15 protein-coding genes are annotated in these 18132 nt (G+C 60.0%); 12 read left to right on the top strand and 3 right to left on the bottom strand.

Annotated features, from left to right (window positions below; translation table 11 throughout):
• Positions 1-269: 269 nt before the first annotated feature.
• From ACP7EG_RS01360 to ACP7EG_RS01350, 3 genes are all read left to right on the top strand, one after another.
• A complete protein-coding gene (locus tag ACP7EG_RS01360; protein WP_426086113.1) occupies positions 270-554 on the top strand; it encodes a hypothetical protein in 285 nt (94 codons plus the stop codon).
• Positions 555-598: 44 nt separating this feature from the next.
• Complete coding sequence (locus ACP7EG_RS01355; protein WP_426086112.1) at positions 599-1495, top strand: MurR/RpiR family transcriptional regulator; 897 nt, start codon at positions 599-601, stop codon at positions 1493-1495.
• An 81-nt stretch (positions 1496-1576) separates the two neighbouring features.
• Entirely contained in the window at positions 1577-2899 is a 1323-nt protein-coding gene (locus ACP7EG_RS01350) for an aspartate aminotransferase family protein (protein ID WP_426086111.1), read from the top strand.
• On the opposite strand, the gene ACP7EG_RS01345 is transcribed toward ACP7EG_RS01350, so the two are convergent.
• Complete coding sequence (locus ACP7EG_RS01345; RefSeq protein ID WP_099379104.1) at positions 2896-3159, bottom strand: PAAR domain-containing protein; 264 nt, start codon at positions 3157-3159, stop codon at positions 2896-2898. The two genes, ACP7EG_RS01350 and ACP7EG_RS01345, sit on opposite strands and share 4 nt — an antisense overlap.
• 310 nt (positions 3160-3469) lie before the next feature.
• Here ACP7EG_RS01345 and ACP7EG_RS01340 point away from each other — a divergent pair, with 310 nt between their 5' ends.
• From ACP7EG_RS01340 to ACP7EG_RS01320, 5 genes are all read left to right on the top strand, one after another.
• Positions 3470-5710, top strand: a complete 2241-nt coding sequence (locus ACP7EG_RS01340; protein WP_426086110.1) for a protein kinase domain-containing protein — start codon at positions 3470-3472, stop codon at positions 5708-5710.
• Positions 5707-6276, top strand: coding sequence for a hypothetical protein (locus tag ACP7EG_RS01335; RefSeq protein ID WP_426086109.1), 570 nt, complete (start codon positions 5707-5709; stop codon positions 6274-6276). The genes ACP7EG_RS01340 and ACP7EG_RS01335 overlap by 4 nt, the downstream gene beginning before the upstream one ends.
• A 7-nt stretch (positions 6277-6283) precedes the next feature.
• Positions 6284-6451 carry a hypothetical protein gene (locus ACP7EG_RS01330; RefSeq protein ID WP_426086108.1) on the top strand — a complete coding sequence of 56 codons (168 nt, stop codon included), beginning with the start codon at positions 6284-6286 and terminating at the stop codon, positions 6449-6451.
• A gap of 1395 nt (positions 6452-7846) precedes the next feature.
• Entirely contained in the window at positions 7847-9154 is a 1308-nt protein-coding gene (locus ACP7EG_RS01325) for an HlyD family secretion protein (RefSeq protein WP_426086106.1), read from the top strand.
• A gap of 39 nt (positions 9155-9193) precedes the next feature.
• A complete protein-coding gene (locus ACP7EG_RS01320) occupies positions 9194-11329 on the top strand; it encodes a peptidase domain-containing ABC transporter (RefSeq protein WP_426086105.1) in 2136 nt (711 codons plus the stop codon).
• Between the two features lie 521 nt (positions 11330-11850).
• Here the strand turns inward: ACP7EG_RS01320 and ACP7EG_RS01315 are convergent.
• On the bottom strand, positions 11851-12054 hold the full coding sequence (locus ACP7EG_RS01315; RefSeq protein WP_426087150.1) for a hypothetical protein: 204 nt from the start codon (positions 12052-12054) through the stop codon (positions 11851-11853).
• Between ACP7EG_RS01315 and mutS the strand changes: the two genes are divergently transcribed.
• Both mutS and ACP7EG_RS01305 read left to right on the top strand, forming a co-directional pair.
• Entirely contained in the window at positions 12019-14640 is a 2622-nt protein-coding gene (gene mutS / locus ACP7EG_RS01310; protein WP_426087117.1) for a DNA mismatch repair protein MutS, read from the top strand. The genes ACP7EG_RS01315 and mutS overlap by 36 nt on opposite strands.
• Complete coding sequence (locus ACP7EG_RS01305) at positions 14637-15680, top strand: hypothetical protein (protein WP_426086104.1); 1044 nt, start codon at positions 14637-14639, stop codon at positions 15678-15680. Before mutS ends, ACP7EG_RS01305 begins: the two co-directional genes overlap by 4 nt.
• 47 nt (positions 15681-15727) lie before the next feature.
• Here the strand turns inward: ACP7EG_RS01305 and ACP7EG_RS01300 are convergent, their stop codons facing one another.
• Positions 15728-16279 carry an FKBP-type peptidyl-prolyl cis-trans isomerase gene (locus tag ACP7EG_RS01300; protein WP_100874027.1) on the bottom strand — a complete coding sequence of 184 codons (552 nt, stop codon included), beginning with the start codon at positions 16277-16279 and terminating at the stop codon, positions 15728-15730.
• Positions 16280-16372: 93 nt separating this feature from the next.
• Between ACP7EG_RS01300 and ACP7EG_RS01295 the strand changes: the two genes are divergently transcribed.
• Positions 16373-17494, top strand: coding sequence for a cupin domain-containing protein (locus tag ACP7EG_RS01295; protein ID WP_071075953.1), 1122 nt, complete (start codon positions 16373-16375; stop codon positions 17492-17494).
• 353 nt (positions 17495-17847) lie between these two features.
• Complete coding sequence (locus ACP7EG_RS01290; RefSeq protein ID WP_096237298.1) at positions 17848-18102, top strand: hypothetical protein; 255 nt, start codon at positions 17848-17850, stop codon at positions 18100-18102.
• The last annotated feature ends 30 nt before the right edge of the window (positions 18103-18132 follow it).

The raw sequence follows: 18132 nt of genomic DNA, 5'->3' as shown, positions 1-18132 counted from the left end.
TATATATATTTAATAATTTTAGCATTGCCTATATAAAACCTGACTATCTTTATTTGCCTCAAGCCAAGAATTGTAGGAATGAATTATTTTGGCTCACACAAATTAGCAGGCAACAGGGCGTGCCAGAGGGGCATAGGGGTGGCGCCCAATTCACCGTCCTTCTTTTGCCTTGTGGAATTTATCCGACACATGAATTGATTTCGCACAAAGTGCTGGCGCCGCAGCGCTTTTATTCTGATAGCTTGACCAGCGAACCCGGCGGGGACGACATGCGCGATGCACGGTACGTCGATACACAATTGTTTCAACCCGACATCCCGGTGCGGCTCGACATGCGCACGGCGGCGCTGGTCGAACATGCGCTGGCCTTGCAGGAAATGGCCGGCACGGGCGCCGCCGCGCTGTTCCTGCATTGCCACGACGTGCCGCTGCCCACCGCCTTGCGCGTACTGACGACGGGGCCGCGCCGCAAACCGGCCGGGCCGCACCTGTTTGCCCGCCTGCGTCCGCGCACGGCCGCGCTGGCGCAAGGCTTGCCGCTACCGGCGCGCTGACGAATCCTGTACCATCGCCGCAACCTATTAACTGAGGCACGGCGATGCAGGCAGCGACACCCCACGACTCCTATGCGGCACTGATGGACCTGATCAAGGCGTGCCATGCGGAACTGAGCCCGCAATTCCAGGCCGGCGCCCGCTACCTGGCCGATCATCCGGACGAAGTGGCCGTGTCGTCGATGCGCAGCATCGCCGCGCGCGCGCAAGTGCAGTCGGCTGCCCTGGTGCGCCTGGCGCAGCAACTGGGCTTTGCCGGCTGGCCGGAACTCAAAGCCATCTTCGTCGAGCGCCTGCGCGCGGGGCCAAGCGGCTACGCGGCAAAAGCCGGTACGCTGGCCGGCAAAGAGGGAAAAGAGCGCGACCTGGTCACCGAAGTATTCGCGGTGCAGCAGCGCAACCTGGCCGCCACGGAGAGCGCCAACCACGCCGCCCTGGATGCGGCCGCCAGCCTGCTGCAGGCGGCACCCCGCGTGCACGTGGCGGGCTTTCGCGCCGCCCACCCCATCGCCTATACCCTGCACTACCTGTACCGGCTGCTGCGCCCCAGCGTGCAGCTGCTGAGCGGCCAGGGCGGCACGCTGGAAATGGATTTGCGCGCCCTGCAAGCGGGCGAAGCCGTCGTCGTCGTCAGCTTCGCGCCGTATTCGAGCGAAGCGCTGCTGGTGGCGCAGGCGGCGCGCCAGGCCGGCTGCCTGGTGGTCGCCATCAGCGACAGCGCCATGTCGCCGCTGGCCCTGCAGGCCGATGCCAGCATCGTCATCGCCGTCGACAGCCCCTCGTTCTTCCCCTCCATCGTGGCCGGCATCGCAGCCGTGGAAAGCCTGGTGGAATTGCTGGTAGCGCGCGCGGGGCCCGATGCCGTGCAAGCCATCGGCGCGGCGGAAAAACAATTGCGGGCGCTGGGCGCGTACGCAAAAACATCAAATGATGTAAATTAAAAATAAATACATCAATCGTTGCATTATGACGCAGCGCATCCTATACTCGGCCATCCCCCTTGCCGACAAGAAAGCGATGCCATGAGCCATGTCTTCCACCGCAGCCTGACCACCACTTACCCTGTCGCCATGGGCGGCGACGGCCCTTACCTGATCGATGCAAACGGTAAACGCTACCTGGACGCCTGCGGCGGCGCGGCCGTCTCTTGCCTCGGCCATTCGGATGCGGCCGTCATCGCCGCCGTGCAGCAGCAGATTGCCAGCATGGCGTATGCGCACAGTTCCTTCTTTACCAGCGAGCCGATGGAGCAGCTGGCCGATTTTCTCGTCGCCCGTGCGCCTGCCGGCATCGACAGCGTGTATTTCGTCTCGGGTGGCTCGGAAGCGGTGGAAAGCGCGCTGAAAATGGCGCGCCAGTATTTCGTCGAGCGGGACCAGCCGCAGCGCCGCCACGTCATCGCGCGCCGCCAGAGCTATCACGGCAACACCCTGGGCGCGCTGGCCACAGGCGGCAACGCCTGGAGGCGCCAGCAGTTCGAACCGCTGCTGATTGGCGTGACCCACGTATCGCCCTGCTATACCTGGCGCGACCAGCAGGCGCATGAAACGGATGCTGATTACGTGGCGCGCCTGGGCCAGGAGCTGGAAGACCATATCGCCGAGCTGGGCGCGGACAACGTCATGGCCTTCATCGCCGAACCCGTCGTCGGCGCCACGGCCGGCGCCCTGCCCGCCGTCGCCGGCTATTTTGCGCGCATGCGCGCCATCTGCCAGCGCCACGGCATCCTGTTGATTCTCGACGAAGTCATGTGCGGCATGGGCCGCACGGGCAGCCTGTTCGCCTGCGAGCAGGAAGCCATCACGGCCGACCTGATCTGCATCGCCAAGGGTTTGGGCGCCGGCTACCAGCCCATCGGCGCCGTGATGGTATCGAAGGACATCCGCGAGACCATCCGCGCCGGCACAGGCTTCTTCCAGCATGGCCACACGTATATCGGCCACGCTACGGCCTGCGCCGCCGCCCTGGCCGTGCAGCGGCAGATCGAGGAGCACGATTTATTGGCCAACGTGCGCGCCATGGGCGGCTTGCTCAAGGAGCGCCTGCACCAACGTTTCGATGACCATGCGCACGTGGGCGACATCCGTGGACGCGGCCTGTTCCTGGGCCTGGAACTGGTCCAGGAGCGCGCCAGCAAGCGGCCGTTCGACCCGGCCCGCCGCCTGCACGCGCGCATCAAGGCGCACGCCATGCAAAATGGACTGATGTGTTACCCCATGGGCGGCACCATCGACGGCCTGCACGGCGACCACATCCTGCTGGCGCCGCCCTATATCATCGACGCCAGCCATGTCGATGAAATCGTCGACAAGCTGGGCACGGCCATCGACGCCAGCCTGAGCTAACCGCGCCCGCTGTTGCCCACGGTAGACATCAGGCTGGCGCCGCAGCTGGTCTTGTGCCCGTCAAAGGCCACGGGCACGCCATCGATCAGCACCTGCGGATCGCCCTCAGCGATCACGCAGCGCACGTGGCCCTTGATCGGACACACGCAAGGGTCGCCCTTGCGCGCCACGGCCACGCCCAGCACCGTACTGTTCGGCGCCGCCCCCACCACCTTGCCGCCATGGCTGGTGGGGTCGTTCAAACGGATCACGCCACGCATGCTGCCTCCTGTTCCTGTCCAGCGCATACCGCGGCACAGGTCCATACGGTGCCGCTCCCATCTGCATTATCGGGCGCGACGAAACAGTCGTCATTGCGTTCGAGCACATTGACGGCTTGCCCGCCGCCGAAATGGCAATCGCCTGCATTGGCAACTTTTGTTCACTCCTTGCCAATATTAATTGACTTATTCGAAACAATCGTTTTAAATCAGGAGGTTACTCAAAATCAATCATCTTGGGCATTCAAGCATCGCATTGACCCTTTTCGATGCTTGCCGTCCACGCTGATGCACTCTGAAGCCAAGGTATATGGAACTGCTCGACTCCCTGCGTCAGACCCCGTCGCAAGACGACACGATCAGCGGGCACTATGAAGTGCGCCGCTTGCTGGGCGAAGGCGGTTTCGGCCATGTATTCGAAGCCTGGGATGCCAAGCTGTGCCGCAGCGTGGCGCTGAAGCGGTTGAAACCGCAAGCCGACGTGCTGCATCCCGAAAAACTCATCAATGAAGCGCGCCTGGCCGCCTCGCTACGCCATGCCGCCTTCGTGCGCATCTTCGCCATCGAGGGCCAAGGCACGAGCCAGTCCATCGTCATGGAACTGGTCGAAGGCCAGACGCTGGGCCAGTTCATGCACAGCGGCAAGGCCGACCTGCAAGCCGCGCTCGACATCGCCTACCAGATCGCCGACGCCATGGACGAGGCGCACGCCATGGACCTCGTGCACGGCGACCTGAAACCATCGAACCTGATGCTGGAGGCAAGCGGCAAGGTGCGCATCCTCGACTTCGGCCTGGCGCGCCACATCGACCCGCAAGCGACGCAAACGACCACCCTGTGCGACTTGCAGGGCACCATCGCCTACATGGCGCCCGAACGCCTGATGGGCCGCCTGCCCGACACGCGCGGCGACGTGTATGCCTTGGGCGCCATGCTGTACGAAATGCTGGCCGGCCAGCGCCACTTCGCCCACCTGAACGGCCTGGCCCTGGCCGCCGCCCACATGCAGGCGACGGAACCGTGGCCCGATCTGCCCGACTCCGTCCCGCCCGCCATCAACGCCCTCGTGCGCGCGATGACGGCGCACGACCCGGCCGAACGGCCACGCACCATGCGCGATGTGCGCGAGGCGCTGGGCGCACAGCGCGGGGAAGCTGTCGCCGTGGCTGCCCCCCTTGCCGACGAGACGCCCGCGAAAGAAGAACCGCCCGCCAGCGTCTCCATCCGCCTGCCCCTGCCCCGCAAGCGCACCTTGAAATGGGGCGCGGGCGTGGCGCTGCTGGCGATACTGACAGGATGGCAACTGCCCAATATCATTCCTGCCGTCAAGTCGTTCGTCACGGGCGAGAAAGCACCCGCGCCGTATTCGGAAATGGCCAGCATGGCGGCGGGGATGGAAGCGTTGCGGGTGTATGATCGAGACAGCAGCCAAGAAAAGGCTATTGAGCACTTCAGCGCAGTGCTCAGGCACAATTCCAATAACGCTGCTGCCTCCGCCGGCCTGTCCATGGCTTTCGCCCTGCGCTATGCCGGCAATGGCCGCGACGATACTTGGCTGCAGCGCGCCGATGCCAGCGCTCAACAAGCTCTTGCACTAGACAATCAATTGGCACTGGCCCATGTTGCACATGCTTATATACTTGAGCTTCAGGGAAAACAAGACCAGGCGCTAACTGCCATAGCAACTGCATTAAACCTCGACCCACGCAATCTGTTGGGTCTTGCTGGCAAAGCACGTCTACTCATCCGTGTACAAAAATTTGACGCTGTCAAACAGGTGCTCGACATCGCTGCCGCCATATACCCAAGAGAAAGGCTATTTCCTTTAATACTGGGCACGTCGCTGTATCGCCAAGGTGACTACTCCGGTGCCGAACTGGCATTTCGTAAAAGCATAGAGCTTGATCCTCAGTCGGTAAATGCCTATGCGTATCTGAATGCTGTCCTCCTGCGTCAAAACCGTAATGATGAAGCCTTGCGCGTATTACAACAGGGCTTACAGTTTCAAGCAAATTGGGAGCTTTATACCAATCTCGGAACTTCTTTGTTTGCCAAAGGTGACTATCTTGGCGCCATACAGGCATTTGAAAAAGCAGTGTCTTCAAGCAAAGGCAATCCTGGTACCTATCAATTGTGGGCAAATCTTGCAGATGCACAACGTTGGATACCTGCACAGGCTCAGGCTTCACGTCGCTCTTATCTGCGTGCCATCGAACTGCTCTCTCCCATTTTGGCGAGAATGCCCAATGATGCCACCGTTAACTCACGCATGGCCTTGTATTCAGCCTATGTGGGCGCAAAGAAAGAAGCCGTGGAAAAGGCAGCTAGGGCCATCGCCATCGCCCCAAGTCTGCCCGATATTCAATTCCGGGCGGCCTTGACGCAGGAGCTTATCGGCAACCATGACGCAGCCATGACGGCGCTGCTTGAGGCCGTCAGACTTGGCTATCCTATCAATCTGATCGAAACAGCACCCGATCTGTTGAACCTCAGGCGAGATGCTCGCTACCAGCAATTTATTATCAATATTAAAAGAGATCGTAAAACATGACTCCTGTAAGCCCTTGGATGAAATTATCCATACACTTTGATGTAGACCAAATCACAAACCAACTCGACTACAGTTTCACTTCGTGCGACGGCACAGCTGATCCACGCCACGGTCCTTATATGGGCGGCGTGCACTTCCAGCAAGGCCAGCATGTTTACCTAGACGTCACTTGCTGCGGCTCCAAGGAGAGCGGCTTCACGTCGTTCCAGATCGTCGATTGCTGCATTATTACAGTTCCACAACTGACGCAAATCGGGCCGAATGTCCCGACGGTCTATGCCCCCCCATCGCCATTCTTGCAAGCCGTCGGCGCCACCTATAACTTCCCGCTGGACTTCGAAGCCGAGGTATTGCTGGGTGAGTCGGAAAACACTGCTCTGCCGCCACTGCGCCGCATACGCCAGCAATGGAAGCATAGTCTCGATGTCGGTTACGCAACGGGCCGCTGGGAATTATCTTTCGTCATCACCGTACGCATCATGCGCGGCGAGGGCGTGCAGCCAGAACTGCGCGTCTTTTCCTTTGACCCTGAAAGCTCGGTAGGTGGATCGATGGGCCTAGGCTAATCCTGCAATGCATAGCGACGTTGTCATCGGTGTGCGCCATGCTCCTGAACTTCATGAATTAACTTTCAACATTAAGGTGAATAGCATACAAGAATTGAACTTTGAAGAAATCGAGGTAGTATCCGGTGGCAATATGCCTGAAACTTCGGTGGGTGGCAACTCCGACTGGAGCTAAACGAGCAAGCCAGATTACACTTTAAAGGTAGAGGTAAAGAAAGACGCAGGTCTTTCTGCCTCATCTTGGCACCGCAAGAAAACCATCTTGCGATAAATTTAATTTCGCAAATCCACCTAAAAATGGAGCAACAGAGATGCAAGAATTAAACTTTGAAGAAATCGAAGTAGTCTCCGGCGGAGTCATGCCTGAAAGCTCGGTCGGTGGCGATATCATGATGTAATCCCTATTTTCCGAGCTAAATCAGCAACTCGCCGTACTGGATCGGTGGATCAGCAGAATTACAAGCTACACCTCCGGCAACGGCTGCCGAGGTTGGAATTGCCTAGATTAATCTCTAACATTGAAGTAAACAACATGCAAGAATTAAACACATACGAAATCGAAGAAGTATCCGGAGGCAACATGCCGGAGAGTTCCGTAGGTGCGGCGCTAGGTCTCGATTAATACCATCATGTACGGCGATCTTTCCAGCGACAAGAATCAAGCACCAAGCACCTAAAAGTCATAACTCAATTTCCAACATTAATGCGAATAGCATGCAAGAATTAAGCGTTAACGAAATCGAAGCTATAGCAGCTGGAAATATTCCTGAATCTTCAGTTGGCGGAACGACAGGTTGGAATTAATATTCTCCAGCATGCGAAATGACTTACCGCACGCATCATTCCATATGAAAAGCAACTTCATCAGCAAGGAAACAACATGCAAGAATTAAACACACACGAAATCGAAGAAGTATCCGGTGGAAACATGCCTGAAAGCTCGGTCGGCGATTCATTGGGTTTGGGTTGATATTATCCAGTGCGAGTAATTTCCCATATACATCATTCCACATAAAAACAACGTAATCAGCGAGGCTAAAATATGCAAGAATTAGAAATCCATGAAATCGAAGTAGTATCCGGTGGGAACATGCCGGAAAGCTCAGTTGGCGGAAGCACCACCATGTAAAGTGGCTCCAGCAAGGCAGCACTTTGCTGCCGCAAGCTAGACCTCTATCCAGAGCCGCTCCGATATTTACCGGCGTGGCTCTTGTTTTATCACCTGGCAACAATGGCGATAAGCTGCATCAGCGGCTGGAAGGAAACTCTTGCACTAGCACCTGCCACAATAAATCTATGCCTTTTTTAACAATTGCTTTACGATGTTGTTGTTTCGAAAACGTAAATTTTATGACATTATTAAGGAGCAGACCATACAAGAATTAAACACGAACGAAATCGACGCAGTGGCAGGCGGCCTGCTGCCGGAAAGCTCTGTTGGCGGCGATATCAACTGGTAAGCCAGAGGCCCAAGCCATACCCTTGCAGATAACTGCGCTGGCGAACTGCAAGCCTGCCAATACCACGGCTGACGTTATTACAGCCCTCATTACCTGAAAAGTCCATCATCTTGCGTGATCAACCCAGCGTCCCTGCTGCCACCACCAGCCCCGCCCCGCCCGTCCAGCCCCTGTTCCGCCAGCAAGCCATCGAGCATCTGGGCAATAAACAATACGGCACGGTGCTGCTGGCGCGGCCCGTCAGCCATCTGTTCCTGACCTGGCTGTTCCTGGCCATCGCGCTGGCCATCGTCGCTTTCTTCATCTTCTTCAGCACCACGCGCAAGGCGCAATCGCAAGGCGTGCTGTTGCCGACCAGCGGCGTGATCCGCGTCATGCCGGGCCAAGCGGGCGTCATCGCCGGGGTGCGCGTCAAGGAGGGGCAGGCGGTACGGGCGGGCGAGGTGCTGTTTGTGCTGTCGGGCGAACGCAGCAGCACCAATGCGGGCGCACCCCAGCAGGTCGTCTCGAACCTGCTGAAAAGCCGGCGCGACAGCTATGACGCGGAATTGCAGCAGTCGCGCCTGCAATCGCGCCAGCGCATGGTGGCGGGCCAGCGCCGCGCCGGCGACCTGGCTGCGGAGATCGCCCGCATGGATGGCCAGATCGCGCTGCAGCAGCGCCGCATTACCCTGGCCGAACAATCCTACCAGCGCTACAGCGATCTGCACGCCACCAATTACATTTCATCCGCGCAACTGCAGGATAAGCAGGCCGAGCTGCTGGACCAGCACCAGCGCCTGGCGGAATTACAGCGCATCAAGTCGGCCAGCCAGCGCGACCTGGCCACTACGGAAGCCGACGTGCGCGACTTGCAGGTGCAGGCGCAGCGCGACACGGAAGGCTTGCAGCGCAATGTCTCCGCCATCGAGCAAGACCTCACTGAGAACGAGGCGCGCCGCGAAATCCTGGTGCGCGCAGCGCAGGATGGCATGGTCACGGCCATCACCACCGAACTGGGCCAGACCGTGGCGGCCAACAGCGTGCTCGCCTCCGTGCTGCCGGCAGGCGCCCAGCTGGAGGCGGAAATCTACGCGCCGTCGCGCTCGGTCGGCTTCATCAAGCCGGGCATGACGGTACTGCTGCGCTACCAGGCGTACCCCTACCAGAAATTTGGCCAGTATCCGGCGCTGGTGCGCGAAGTGGCCAGCACCTCATTGCGGCCCGAAGAACTGGCGGTGCCGGGCGCCGTCAGCGGTACGAATGGCGAACCCTTGTATCGCATCCGCCTGAGCTTGCAGCGCCAGAGCGTGCAGGCGTATGGCGAAACCCTGCCCCTGAAGTCGGGCATGCTGGTCGACGCCAGCGTGCTGCTGGAGCAGCGGCGCTTGTATGAATGGGTGCTCGAACCCCTGTTCAGCATTTCCGGGCGCTTGTAAGCCAACCCGCTCTCTTTTCACTTTTTACGTCTGCGCCGCATGCACCTCCCTGATCTCGCCCACCTGTCTTTCTGGCGCAGCCAGCGCCTGCCCGTCCTGCTGCAAACGGAAGCGGCCGAATGCGGCCTGGCATGCCTGTCGATGGTGGCCAGCTATTGGGGCCACCAGACCGACATTTCCAGCATGCGCCGGCGCTTTTCCGTCTCCCTCAAGGGCGTCACTTTAAAAGGGTTGATGGCGATGGCGCAGGGGCTGGCCCTGCATACGCGGCCCTTGAAACTCGACATGCAGCATTTGCCCGAGCTGAAGCTGCCCGCCATCCTGCATTGGGACTTGAACCATTTTGTCGTCCTCAAGTCCGTCTCCGGCAGCCATGCCGTGATCCACGATCCGGCCGTGGGCGAGCGCCGCCTGCCGCTGGCCGAAGTGGCGAAACATTTTACTGGCGTGGCGCTGGAGCTGACGCCCACCGCCGAGTTCAAGAAGGCTGAGGAAAAGCAGCAGTTTTCCCTGCTCTCGCTGATGGGGCGCGTGGTGGGCCTGAAACGCGGCCTGCTGCAATTGCTGGTGCTGGGCCTGGCCTTGCAGGTGTGCGCGCTGGTAGCGCCGTTCTACATGCAGTGGCTGGTCGACGAGGCGCTGCTGGCCGCCGACCGCGACCTGATCACCGTGCTTGGCTGCGGCTTCTTGCTGCTGGTGCTGATACAGACGGCGATTGGCGCCGTGCGCTCGTGGATCACCACGGTGCTGGCCACTAATTTGAATTTGCAATGGCTGGGCAATGCCTTCGCTCACCTTTTAAAGTTGCCGCTGCCGTATTTCGAGAAGCGCCATACCGGCGACATCGTCTCGCGCTTCAATTCCATCCAGACCATGCAGCGCAGCCTGACGACGCAATTCGTCGAAGGCGCCATCGATGGCGTGCTGGTGCTGGCCACCCTGGGCATGATGCTGGTCTACAGCCCGTTGCTGGCGGGCGTGGCCTGCATCGCGGTGCTGCTGTATGTGTTGCTGCGCTGGGCCCTGTTCAATGCCATGCGCGAAGCGACGGCCGAACAGATCATTCATGCCGCCAAGCAGCAGACGCATTTTCTCGAATCGGTGCGCGGCATCCAGAGCATCCGACTGTTCGGCCGCGCCGCAGAGCGCCGCGCCAGCTGGACCAACGCGCTGGCCGACCAGTTCAATGCCGACCTGCGCATCGCCAAATTATCTGTGTCCTACCAGACGGCCAATACCCTGCTGTTCAGCGCCGAACGGGTGATCGTCATCTGGATGGCGGCGCTGGCCGTGCTGGACAACCGCTTTTCGGTGGGCATGCTGTTCGCCTTCATCAGCTACAAGGACCAGTTCAGCCAGCGCATGGCCAGCCTGGTCGACAAACTGTTCGAGCTGCGCATGCTGCGCCTGCATGGCGAGCGCGTGGCCGACATCGTCCTGACGGATGCGGAAGAAGACGGCAGCGACGTCGAGGTCGACATGGACGATATCTCGCCATCGATCGAAATCCGCAACCTCACCTTCCGCTATGCCGCCAGCGAACCAAATGTGCTCAATGGCCTCAATCTGAGCATTCCTGCCGGTCAATGCATCGCCGTCACCGGCCCTTCCGGCTGTGGCAAGACGACTCTCATGAAATTGCTGCTGGGCTTGCTGGAACCGACGGAAGGCGAAATCCTCATCGGCGGCATCAAGCTGGGCAGCCTGGGCTTGACGAACTACCGGCAATTGCTGGGCACGGTCATGCAGGAAGATACGCTGTTTGCAGGCTCCATCGCCGACAACATAAGCTTCTTTGCCCCCTCCCCCAATTATCAGCAAGTGCAAGCCTGCGCGCATCTGGCGGCCGTGCATGCGGAAATCGCCGCCATGCCGATGGCTTTCAATACCCTGGTGGGCGACATCGGCAGCGGCCTGTCCGGCGGCCAGAAACAGCGCATCCTGCTGGCGCGCGCCTTGTATAAAAACCCGAAACTTCTGGTGCTCGACGAAGCGACCAGCCACCTCGATACGCGCAACGAGCAAGCCGTGAACGCGGCGATCCGGAAAATCCAGCTCACGCGCGTGATCGTCGCGCACCGCCCGGAAACCATCGCCATGGCGCAAAGGGTGGTGGTACTGCAGCAGGGGAAAATCGTGGAGGATGTGATGCAGGAAACGCAGGCAGCCGCTTAAGGCTTGGCATGCGGCAAGAATTGTTTTACGATGGATTAGATTTGCAATTTCGCAAGTCTTAATTGTGAGGTGACAGCGATGCAAGAATTAAACGGCAGTGAAATCGAGGAAGTATCGGGCGGCTTGCTGCCGGAAGCGTCGGTGGGCGGCAAGGTCGATACCTGATCCGTACAGCTACCGACGGGCGCCGCATTGCACGCCATGCAGCCACGTTGGACACCGTGCCCCTATAGCTACAACTTGTGCATCTTAATACTGAAAATTGAGGTAAATACCATGCAAGAATTAAACGTTAACGAAATCGATGTAGTCTCTGGCGGACTGCTGCCGGAAGGCTCGGTCGGCGGCGCCACCGACCTGGGTGCGATGTAATCCAAAGGCAGCAACGCCGTCAGCCCAGCATTACTGTTTCACCAACGAGCAATATCCAGGCCGCGCCACCTCCACCGGCGCGGCTTTTTCACATCCGCACGCAATACGCCGCCCCGCCTGCCGAAAGCGGTAAAATGACGGCCTTGGACTCACGCATCGCCTAACAGCGCGGCCTTGAACGCACACAGCACCACACACAGCCCGGCAGGCACGCATTTTCCTGCCGCCGGACCAACGACAAAGAACACATGACCACCGTCCCAAAAGAAATCAACGCCGCTGCGGCAAAGAAGAATTCCGCTGAAAAGCTTACGCCGATGATGCAACAATATCTTGGCATTAAGGAAAATCACCCAACGATGCTGGTCTTCTACCGCATGGGCGATTTCTACGAGCTGTTTTTCGAGGACGCGGAAAAAGCCTCGCGCCTGCTGGGCATTACCCTGACGGCGCGCGGCGTGGCCAGTGGCAACCCGATTAAAATGTGCGGCGTGCCGTTTCATTCGCTCGATGGCTATCTGGCCAAGCTGGTCAAGCTGGGCGAGTCGGTGGCCATTTGCGAACAGATCGGCGACCCGGCCACCAGCAAGGGTCCTGTCGAGCGCAAGGTCATGCGCGTGGTCACGCCGGGCACCCTGACGGATGCAGACTTGCTGCCCGAGAAGGCAGAGCGCCCGCTGCTGGCCATGTGCAGCATCACGCAGCGCAAGACGGTCACCACGGGCCTGGCCTGGCTGTCGCTGGCCAGCGGTGCACTGAAACTGATGGAGTTTTCCGGCGACAGCAGCACCGTGGCCGCGCGCTTGCAGCAGGAGCTGGAGCGCATCGTGCCGGCCGAAATCTTGAGCGGTGACAATGGCAACCTGTTCGACGACTACGCGGGCACGCACATCAACCGCGTGCCGGACTGGCATTTTGACGTGGTGGGCGGCCACAAGGCCCTGCTCGACCAGCTGGGCGTGGCGACCTTGACCGGTTTTGGCGCCGATGGTCTCGGCGCCGCGTTCGGCGCGGCCGGCGCACTGCTGCGCTATGCGCAATCGACGCAGGGTCGCGGCTTGCAGCACGTGCGCTCCCTGACGACGGAAACGGAAAGCGAATTCATCGGCCTGGACGCGGCCACGCGGCGCAACCTGGAGCTGACGGAAACCATCCGCGGCCAGGAATCGCCTACGTTGTTCTCTTTGCTGGATCATTGCCGCACCGCCATGGGTTCGCGCATGCTGCGCCACTGGCTGCACCATGCGCGGCGCGACCAGAACGTGGCGCGCGCGCGCCATGAAGCGATTGCCGCGCTGGCGCAAAGCGAAGCGGCGGGGCCATTGGCCGCCACCCTGGCGCAAGTGCCCGATATCGAACGCATCACCACGCGCATCGCCTTGCTGTCGGCGCGTCCACGCGACCTGGCCGCCCTGCGCGACGGTTTATTACAACTGCCGGCCCTGCGCGGCGACGTGGTCCGTTGTTATGGTCCCGGCCAGGGCGGCGAAACCGGTTTGCTGGCCGCCATCCACACGGCACTGGCGACACCGGCCGCCTGCCTGGACTTGCTGGTGCGCGCCGTGGCGCAAGAACCAGCTGCCATGGTGCGCGACGGCGGCGTCTTCGCCACGGGTTTTGACGCGGAACTGGACGAACTGCGCGCGCTGTCGGAAAACGCGGGCCAGTTCCTGCTCGACCTGGAAACGCGCGAACGCGCACGCACGGGCATCGCCAATCTGCGCGTCGAATACAACAAGGTGCACGGCTTCTATATTGAAGTCACGCACGGCCAGACGGACAAGGTGCCGGACGACTACCGCCGCCGCCAGACCCTGAAAAACGCCGAGCGCTACATCACGCCGGAACTCAAGGTGTTCGAAGACAAGGCCCTGTCGGCGCAAGACAAGGCCCTGGTGCGCGAAAAACTGCTGTACGACTTGCTGCTGGCCGAGCTGGCGCCGCACATCGGCACCTTGCAGACGATTTCGCAGGGCCTGGCCCAGCTCGACACCCTGAATGCGCTGACGGAACACGCGCAGCAGCACAACTGGGCCGCGCCGCAACTGGTCGACGAGCCGTGCATCAACATCGTCGAGGGCCGCCACCCGGTGGTGGAAAAGCAGATCGAACGCTTCATCGCCAACGATTGCCGCCTCGTCAACGAGCGCCGCCTGCTGCTGATTACCGGCCCGAACATGGGCGGTAAATCGACCTTCATGCGCCAGGTGGCACTCATCACCCTGCTGGCCTACGTGGGCAGCTATGTGCCGGCCGCGTCCGCCACCATCGGCCCCATCGACCGCATCTTCACGCGCATCGGCGCCACCGACGACCTGGCGGGCGGACGCTCGACCTTCATGGTGGAAATGACGGAATCGGCCGCCATCCTGAACGGCGCCACAGAACACTCGCTGGTGCTGATGGATGAAGTCGGCCGCGGCACCTCGACCTTCGACGGCCTGGCCCTGGCGTGGGCCATCGCGCGCCATCTGATCGACAGCAGCCGCAGCTTCACCCTGTTTGCCACACACTACTTTGAGCTGACGCAACTGCCGGACAGCCACCCGAGCGCCGCCAACGTGCATCTGTCCGCCGTCGAACACAAGGACAGCATCGTCTTCCTGCACGCCGTGCAAGCCGGTCCCGCCTCGCAAAGCTATGGCTTGCAGGTGGCGCAACTGGCGGGCGTGCCGCAACCCGTGATCAAGGCCGCGCGCAAGCACCTGGCGCGCCTGGAAGCGCAAGCGCTGGACGCCACGCCGCAGCGCGACCTGTTCGCCGCGCCGGCAGCCGATCCGTATGCGCAAGCGGAAGAAGAGGAAGCGGCGCCGCTGGCCGCGCTGAATGCGGCGCAGCAAGCCTTGCTCGACGCCATCGCCGACCTCGATCCTGACGCGCTCACGCCGCGCGACGCACTGGAACAGTTGTACCAGTTGAAACGGCTGGCCGCCGCATGACCATACGGCGCAGCATCGCTGGCTTACGCCTGCTGGCTGCCGGCTTGCTGGTCGCCAGCCTGCCATGGCAAGTGGCGCTGGCCGCGCCAAGCGACCAGGCCGGCTTCGAGTTTGCCGTGCTGGGCCATTCCTTCAATGCCGGACCGGACGATGGCCCGTTAAAAAAAGCCATCGCGGAAACGAGCGCCTTCAATGCCTCCTTCGTAGTGGCTACCGGCATCAAGGCCGCCAGCGAGTCCTGCAGCGACAAGCTGTACAGCCAGCGCAAGGAGGTGCTGGACGCCAGCGGGCCGCCGCTGATCGTCTCGCTGTCGGCCAGCGACTGGGCCAACTGCCGCAATTCGCGCGGCAGGGTCAACGCCATCGAACGCCTGAACCGCTTGCGCGACGTGTATTTTGCCGACGACCAGAGCCTGGGCCAGCGCAAGCTGACCCTGTCGCGGCTGTCATCGACGGCGAAGTTCCGCAGCTATGCGGAAAACGCCCACTGGGAATACGGTGGCGTGCTGTTTGCCACCGTCAACCTGCCCGCGAATAACAACCATTTCCTGCCAGAAGCGGGACGCAACAGCGAATTCGAAGACCGCCTGGTGGCCAACCGCTCCTGGCTGCAGCGCCTGTTCGCCATGGCACAGCGCAAGAAACTCGACGGCATCGTGCTGTTTTCCGATGGGGATGTGGGCGTACTGGACGAAGACGACAATTCGCTGCTGCCCAGCTTCAGTTCGAAACAGGATGGCTTTGCCGGACCGCGCAAGCAGATCCGCACCCTGGCGAAGAAGTTCAGCGGCAAGGTGTTATTGGTCGATACGCAGCGCGATGGCGACGCGGACGGCAAGGATGGCAAGAGTAAAAAGGCCGCGGCCAGGGCTGGCGGGCCGAAAATCAGCTGGAAAGGCAACCTGGGCCACGTCAGCATCGACAACGACTGGTCCGCCATCGCCGTACGGCCAGGCAAGACACCATTCTTTGAGGTGCGTCAACGGGCCGTCAGGCCAACGGCGCAGGCAAGAGCCAAGGCGTCGACTGTGCGCCGCTAGCGCATAAGCAAACAGGCCGGCATGTAGCCGGCCTGGAACAAGCGATATTAATGGATAGGATGAGTGCGGAAGTGATCGCCCTCGTCGCCTTCATCATCGCCATCTTCATCGCCATGGTCATGGCCGTGTGCGCCATGCACGTGGCCATGGGCGATTTCTTCGTCGGTGGCTTCGCGCACGTCAGCGACGGTCAGCGAGAAGCGCAGCGCGATGCCGGCCAGTGGATGGTTGCCGTCCAGCACGACTTTGTCGTCGGCGATATCGGTCACCGTGAAAATCATCGCTTCTTCGTCCGGCGAATCGCTTTCCGGCATGCCTTCGAACTGCATGCCCACTTCCAGCGGCTCAGGCAGGCGATTGCGCGGCTCGACCTTCACCAGGGCTGGATCGTATTCACCGAAAGCATCATCCGGTTCGATCTGGATCGTGTTGGAATAGCCAACTTCCTTGCCGTCGAGCTCTTCTTCGATCTTCGGCAGGGTGTTTTCATAATCACCGTGCAGGTAGACCATCGGCTGACGGCCGTCTTCGATCAGATTGTCTTGCGCGTCTGACAGTTTGTAGTTGACAGTCACGACCGTATTTTTGGCAATCTTCATTATGCTTCCTTTCATTGTATAAGCTGGCAAATTATACCTTCACGCCGCCAACGGCAGGCGCATTCCTGCATTTCCGGTTGTTATAATGGGCGCATGAAAAAATTAACTCTCCTCGGCGATATCACGCCGGCGCAATTCCTGCGCGACTACTGGCATAAAAAGCCCTTGTTGATCCGTCAAGCCGTGCCTGGCTTCAAGGCCCTGTTCGATTTCAAGGCCCTGGCCGAGCTGGCTACCCTCGACCACGTCGAATCGCGCCTGGTCAGCCATGCGGATGGCCACTGGAACATGCAGCAAGGTCCGTTGGCCAGCCTGCCCTCGCTGAAACAGAAGGAATGGACCTTGCTGGTGCAGGGCGCCAATCTGCACAGCGCCAAGGCTGACGCCCTGCTGCGCCAGTTCCGCTTCCTGCCGGACGCGCGCCTGGACGACCTGATGGTCAGCTTCGCCACCGATGGCGGCGGCGTGGGCCCGCATTTCGATTCCTACGACGTGTTCCTGCTGCAAGGCCAGGGCAAGCGCCACTGGCGCATCGGCGCGCAGAAGGATCTGAGCCTGATCGACGGCTTGCCGCTGAAAATCCTCAGCAACTTCACGCCCAACGAAGAATTCACGCTGGAACCGGGCGACATGCTGTACCTGCCACCCCACTACGCCCACGACGGCGTGGCCATCGGCGACTGCCAGACGTATTCGATCGGCTTCCGCTCACCCACGTTCCAGGAACTGGGCGAAGCTTTCCTGCAATTCATGGCCGACTCGATCGACTTGCCGGGCATCTACAGCGATCCCGACTTGAAAGCGTCTGGCAAGCCGGCGGAAATCCCCCGTGAAATGCTCAGCACCATCACGGAAGAAATCAACAAGGTGCGCTTCACGGAAGAAGACGTGACCATCTTCCTGGGCGAACACCTGTCGGAACCGAAACACAATGTGTTTTTCACGCCGCTGTCCAAGCCGCTGACGGTGGGCCGTTTCGCGGATGCCGCACAGAAAAAGGGCGTCGTGTTGTCGCGCAAGACGCTGATGCTGTATCGTGGCAAGAATGTCTTCATCAATGGCGAATCGTTTGCCATTGGCAAGGCCGATAAAACGGCCCTGGAAACCCTGGCCAACGAACGCGCGCTCGATGGCGCCGCCGTGGCCCAGGCTTCCGATGACGTGATGGATGCCTTATATACCTGGTACCAGGATGGCTGGATCGAACTGGCCTGAATGATCGTGGCGTAGCAAAGTGGTATGACAGCAGGTAAAAAGACAACATCTGCGCCAGCACAATGAAACATATTATTTTTATATCGTTTTGTCGTGCTTTCGCAAATCGCTTACACTTGCTTGCAATTTGCTTCGGCAAATATTGCGATATCACAAAATAGTTGCGAATTTGCCTCTTGCTCCTATTGCGACGCACCAAAAATCGCTATAATATTCGGTTAGGAAGTTTCCGTTGTCTGGCAGGCACCACCTGGTACGAAAAGCCTTCGAAGACGACCTAACGAGCGATAATTACCGGTAATTATTCATCGCAACAATATTGATTTATTTTTTGAAATAATTAAGGAAAACAAATGAAAAAATCCCTGCTGATCGCCTCCCTGATGGTTGTTGCTCTGGCTGCTTGCAGCAAAAAAGAAGAAGCTCCTGCACCAGCACCAGTAGTTGAAACCCCAGCAGCCGCACCAGTAGTTGAAGCTGCTCCAGCTGCTGCTGCTGACGCTGCTGCTTCGGCCGCTACCGACGCTGCTGCTGCTGCTTCGGCTGCCGCTTCGGCCGCTACCGACGCTGCTTCGGCTGCTTCGGCTGCTGCATCGGCTGCTAAGTAATTTAGCACCCAGCACTAGGAAAAGCCGGCC

The sequence above is a fragment of the Janthinobacterium sp. PSPC1-1 genome (assembly GCF_049897625.1).
GTDB classification, from domain to species: Bacteria; Pseudomonadota; Gammaproteobacteria; order Burkholderiales; family Burkholderiaceae_D; genus Janthinobacterium; species Janthinobacterium tructae.
The sequence above is the reverse complement of the archived record's forward strand: the minus strand, read 5'-3'. Positions and strand labels throughout refer to the sequence as shown.

Bases quoted from the DNA above. Each gene is read 5' to 3' on its own strand.
- ACP7EG_RS01360 (WP_426086113.1), top strand. From the start codon at position 270: ATGCGCGATGCACGGTACGTCGATACACAATTGTTTCAACCCGACATC.
- ACP7EG_RS01355 (WP_426086112.1), top strand. From the start codon at position 599: ATGCAGGCAGCGACACCCCACGACTCCTATGCGGCACTGATGGACCTG.
- ACP7EG_RS01350 (WP_426086111.1), top strand. From the start codon at position 1,577: ATGAGCCATGTCTTCCACCGCAGCCTGACCACCACTTACCCTGTCGCC.
- ACP7EG_RS01345 (WP_099379104.1), bottom strand. From the start codon at position 3,159: ATGCGTGGCGTGATCCGTTTGAACGACCCCACCAGCCATGGCGGCAAG.
- ACP7EG_RS01340 (WP_426086110.1), top strand. From the start codon at position 3,470: ATGGAACTGCTCGACTCCCTGCGTCAGACCCCGTCGCAAGACGACACG.
- ACP7EG_RS01335 (WP_426086109.1), top strand. From the start codon at position 5,707: ATGACTCCTGTAAGCCCTTGGATGAAATTATCCATACACTTTGATGTA.
- ACP7EG_RS01330 (WP_426086108.1), top strand. From the start codon at position 6,284: ATGCATAGCGACGTTGTCATCGGTGTGCGCCATGCTCCTGAACTTCAT.
- ACP7EG_RS01320 (WP_426086105.1), top strand. From the start codon at position 9,194: ATGCACCTCCCTGATCTCGCCCACCTGTCTTTCTGGCGCAGCCAGCGC.
- mutS (WP_426087117.1), top strand. From the start codon at position 12,019: ATGATGCAACAATATCTTGGCATTAAGGAAAATCACCCAACGATGCTG.
- ACP7EG_RS01305 (WP_426086104.1), top strand. From the start codon at position 14,637: ATGACCATACGGCGCAGCATCGCTGGCTTACGCCTGCTGGCTGCCGGC.
- ACP7EG_RS01300 (WP_100874027.1), bottom strand. From the start codon at position 16,279: ATGAAGATTGCCAAAAATACGGTCGTGACTGTCAACTACAAACTGTCA.
- ACP7EG_RS01295 (WP_071075953.1), top strand. From the start codon at position 16,373: ATGAAAAAATTAACTCTCCTCGGCGATATCACGCCGGCGCAATTCCTG.
- ACP7EG_RS01290 (WP_096237298.1), top strand. From the start codon at position 17,848: ATGAAAAAATCCCTGCTGATCGCCTCCCTGATGGTTGTTGCTCTGGCT.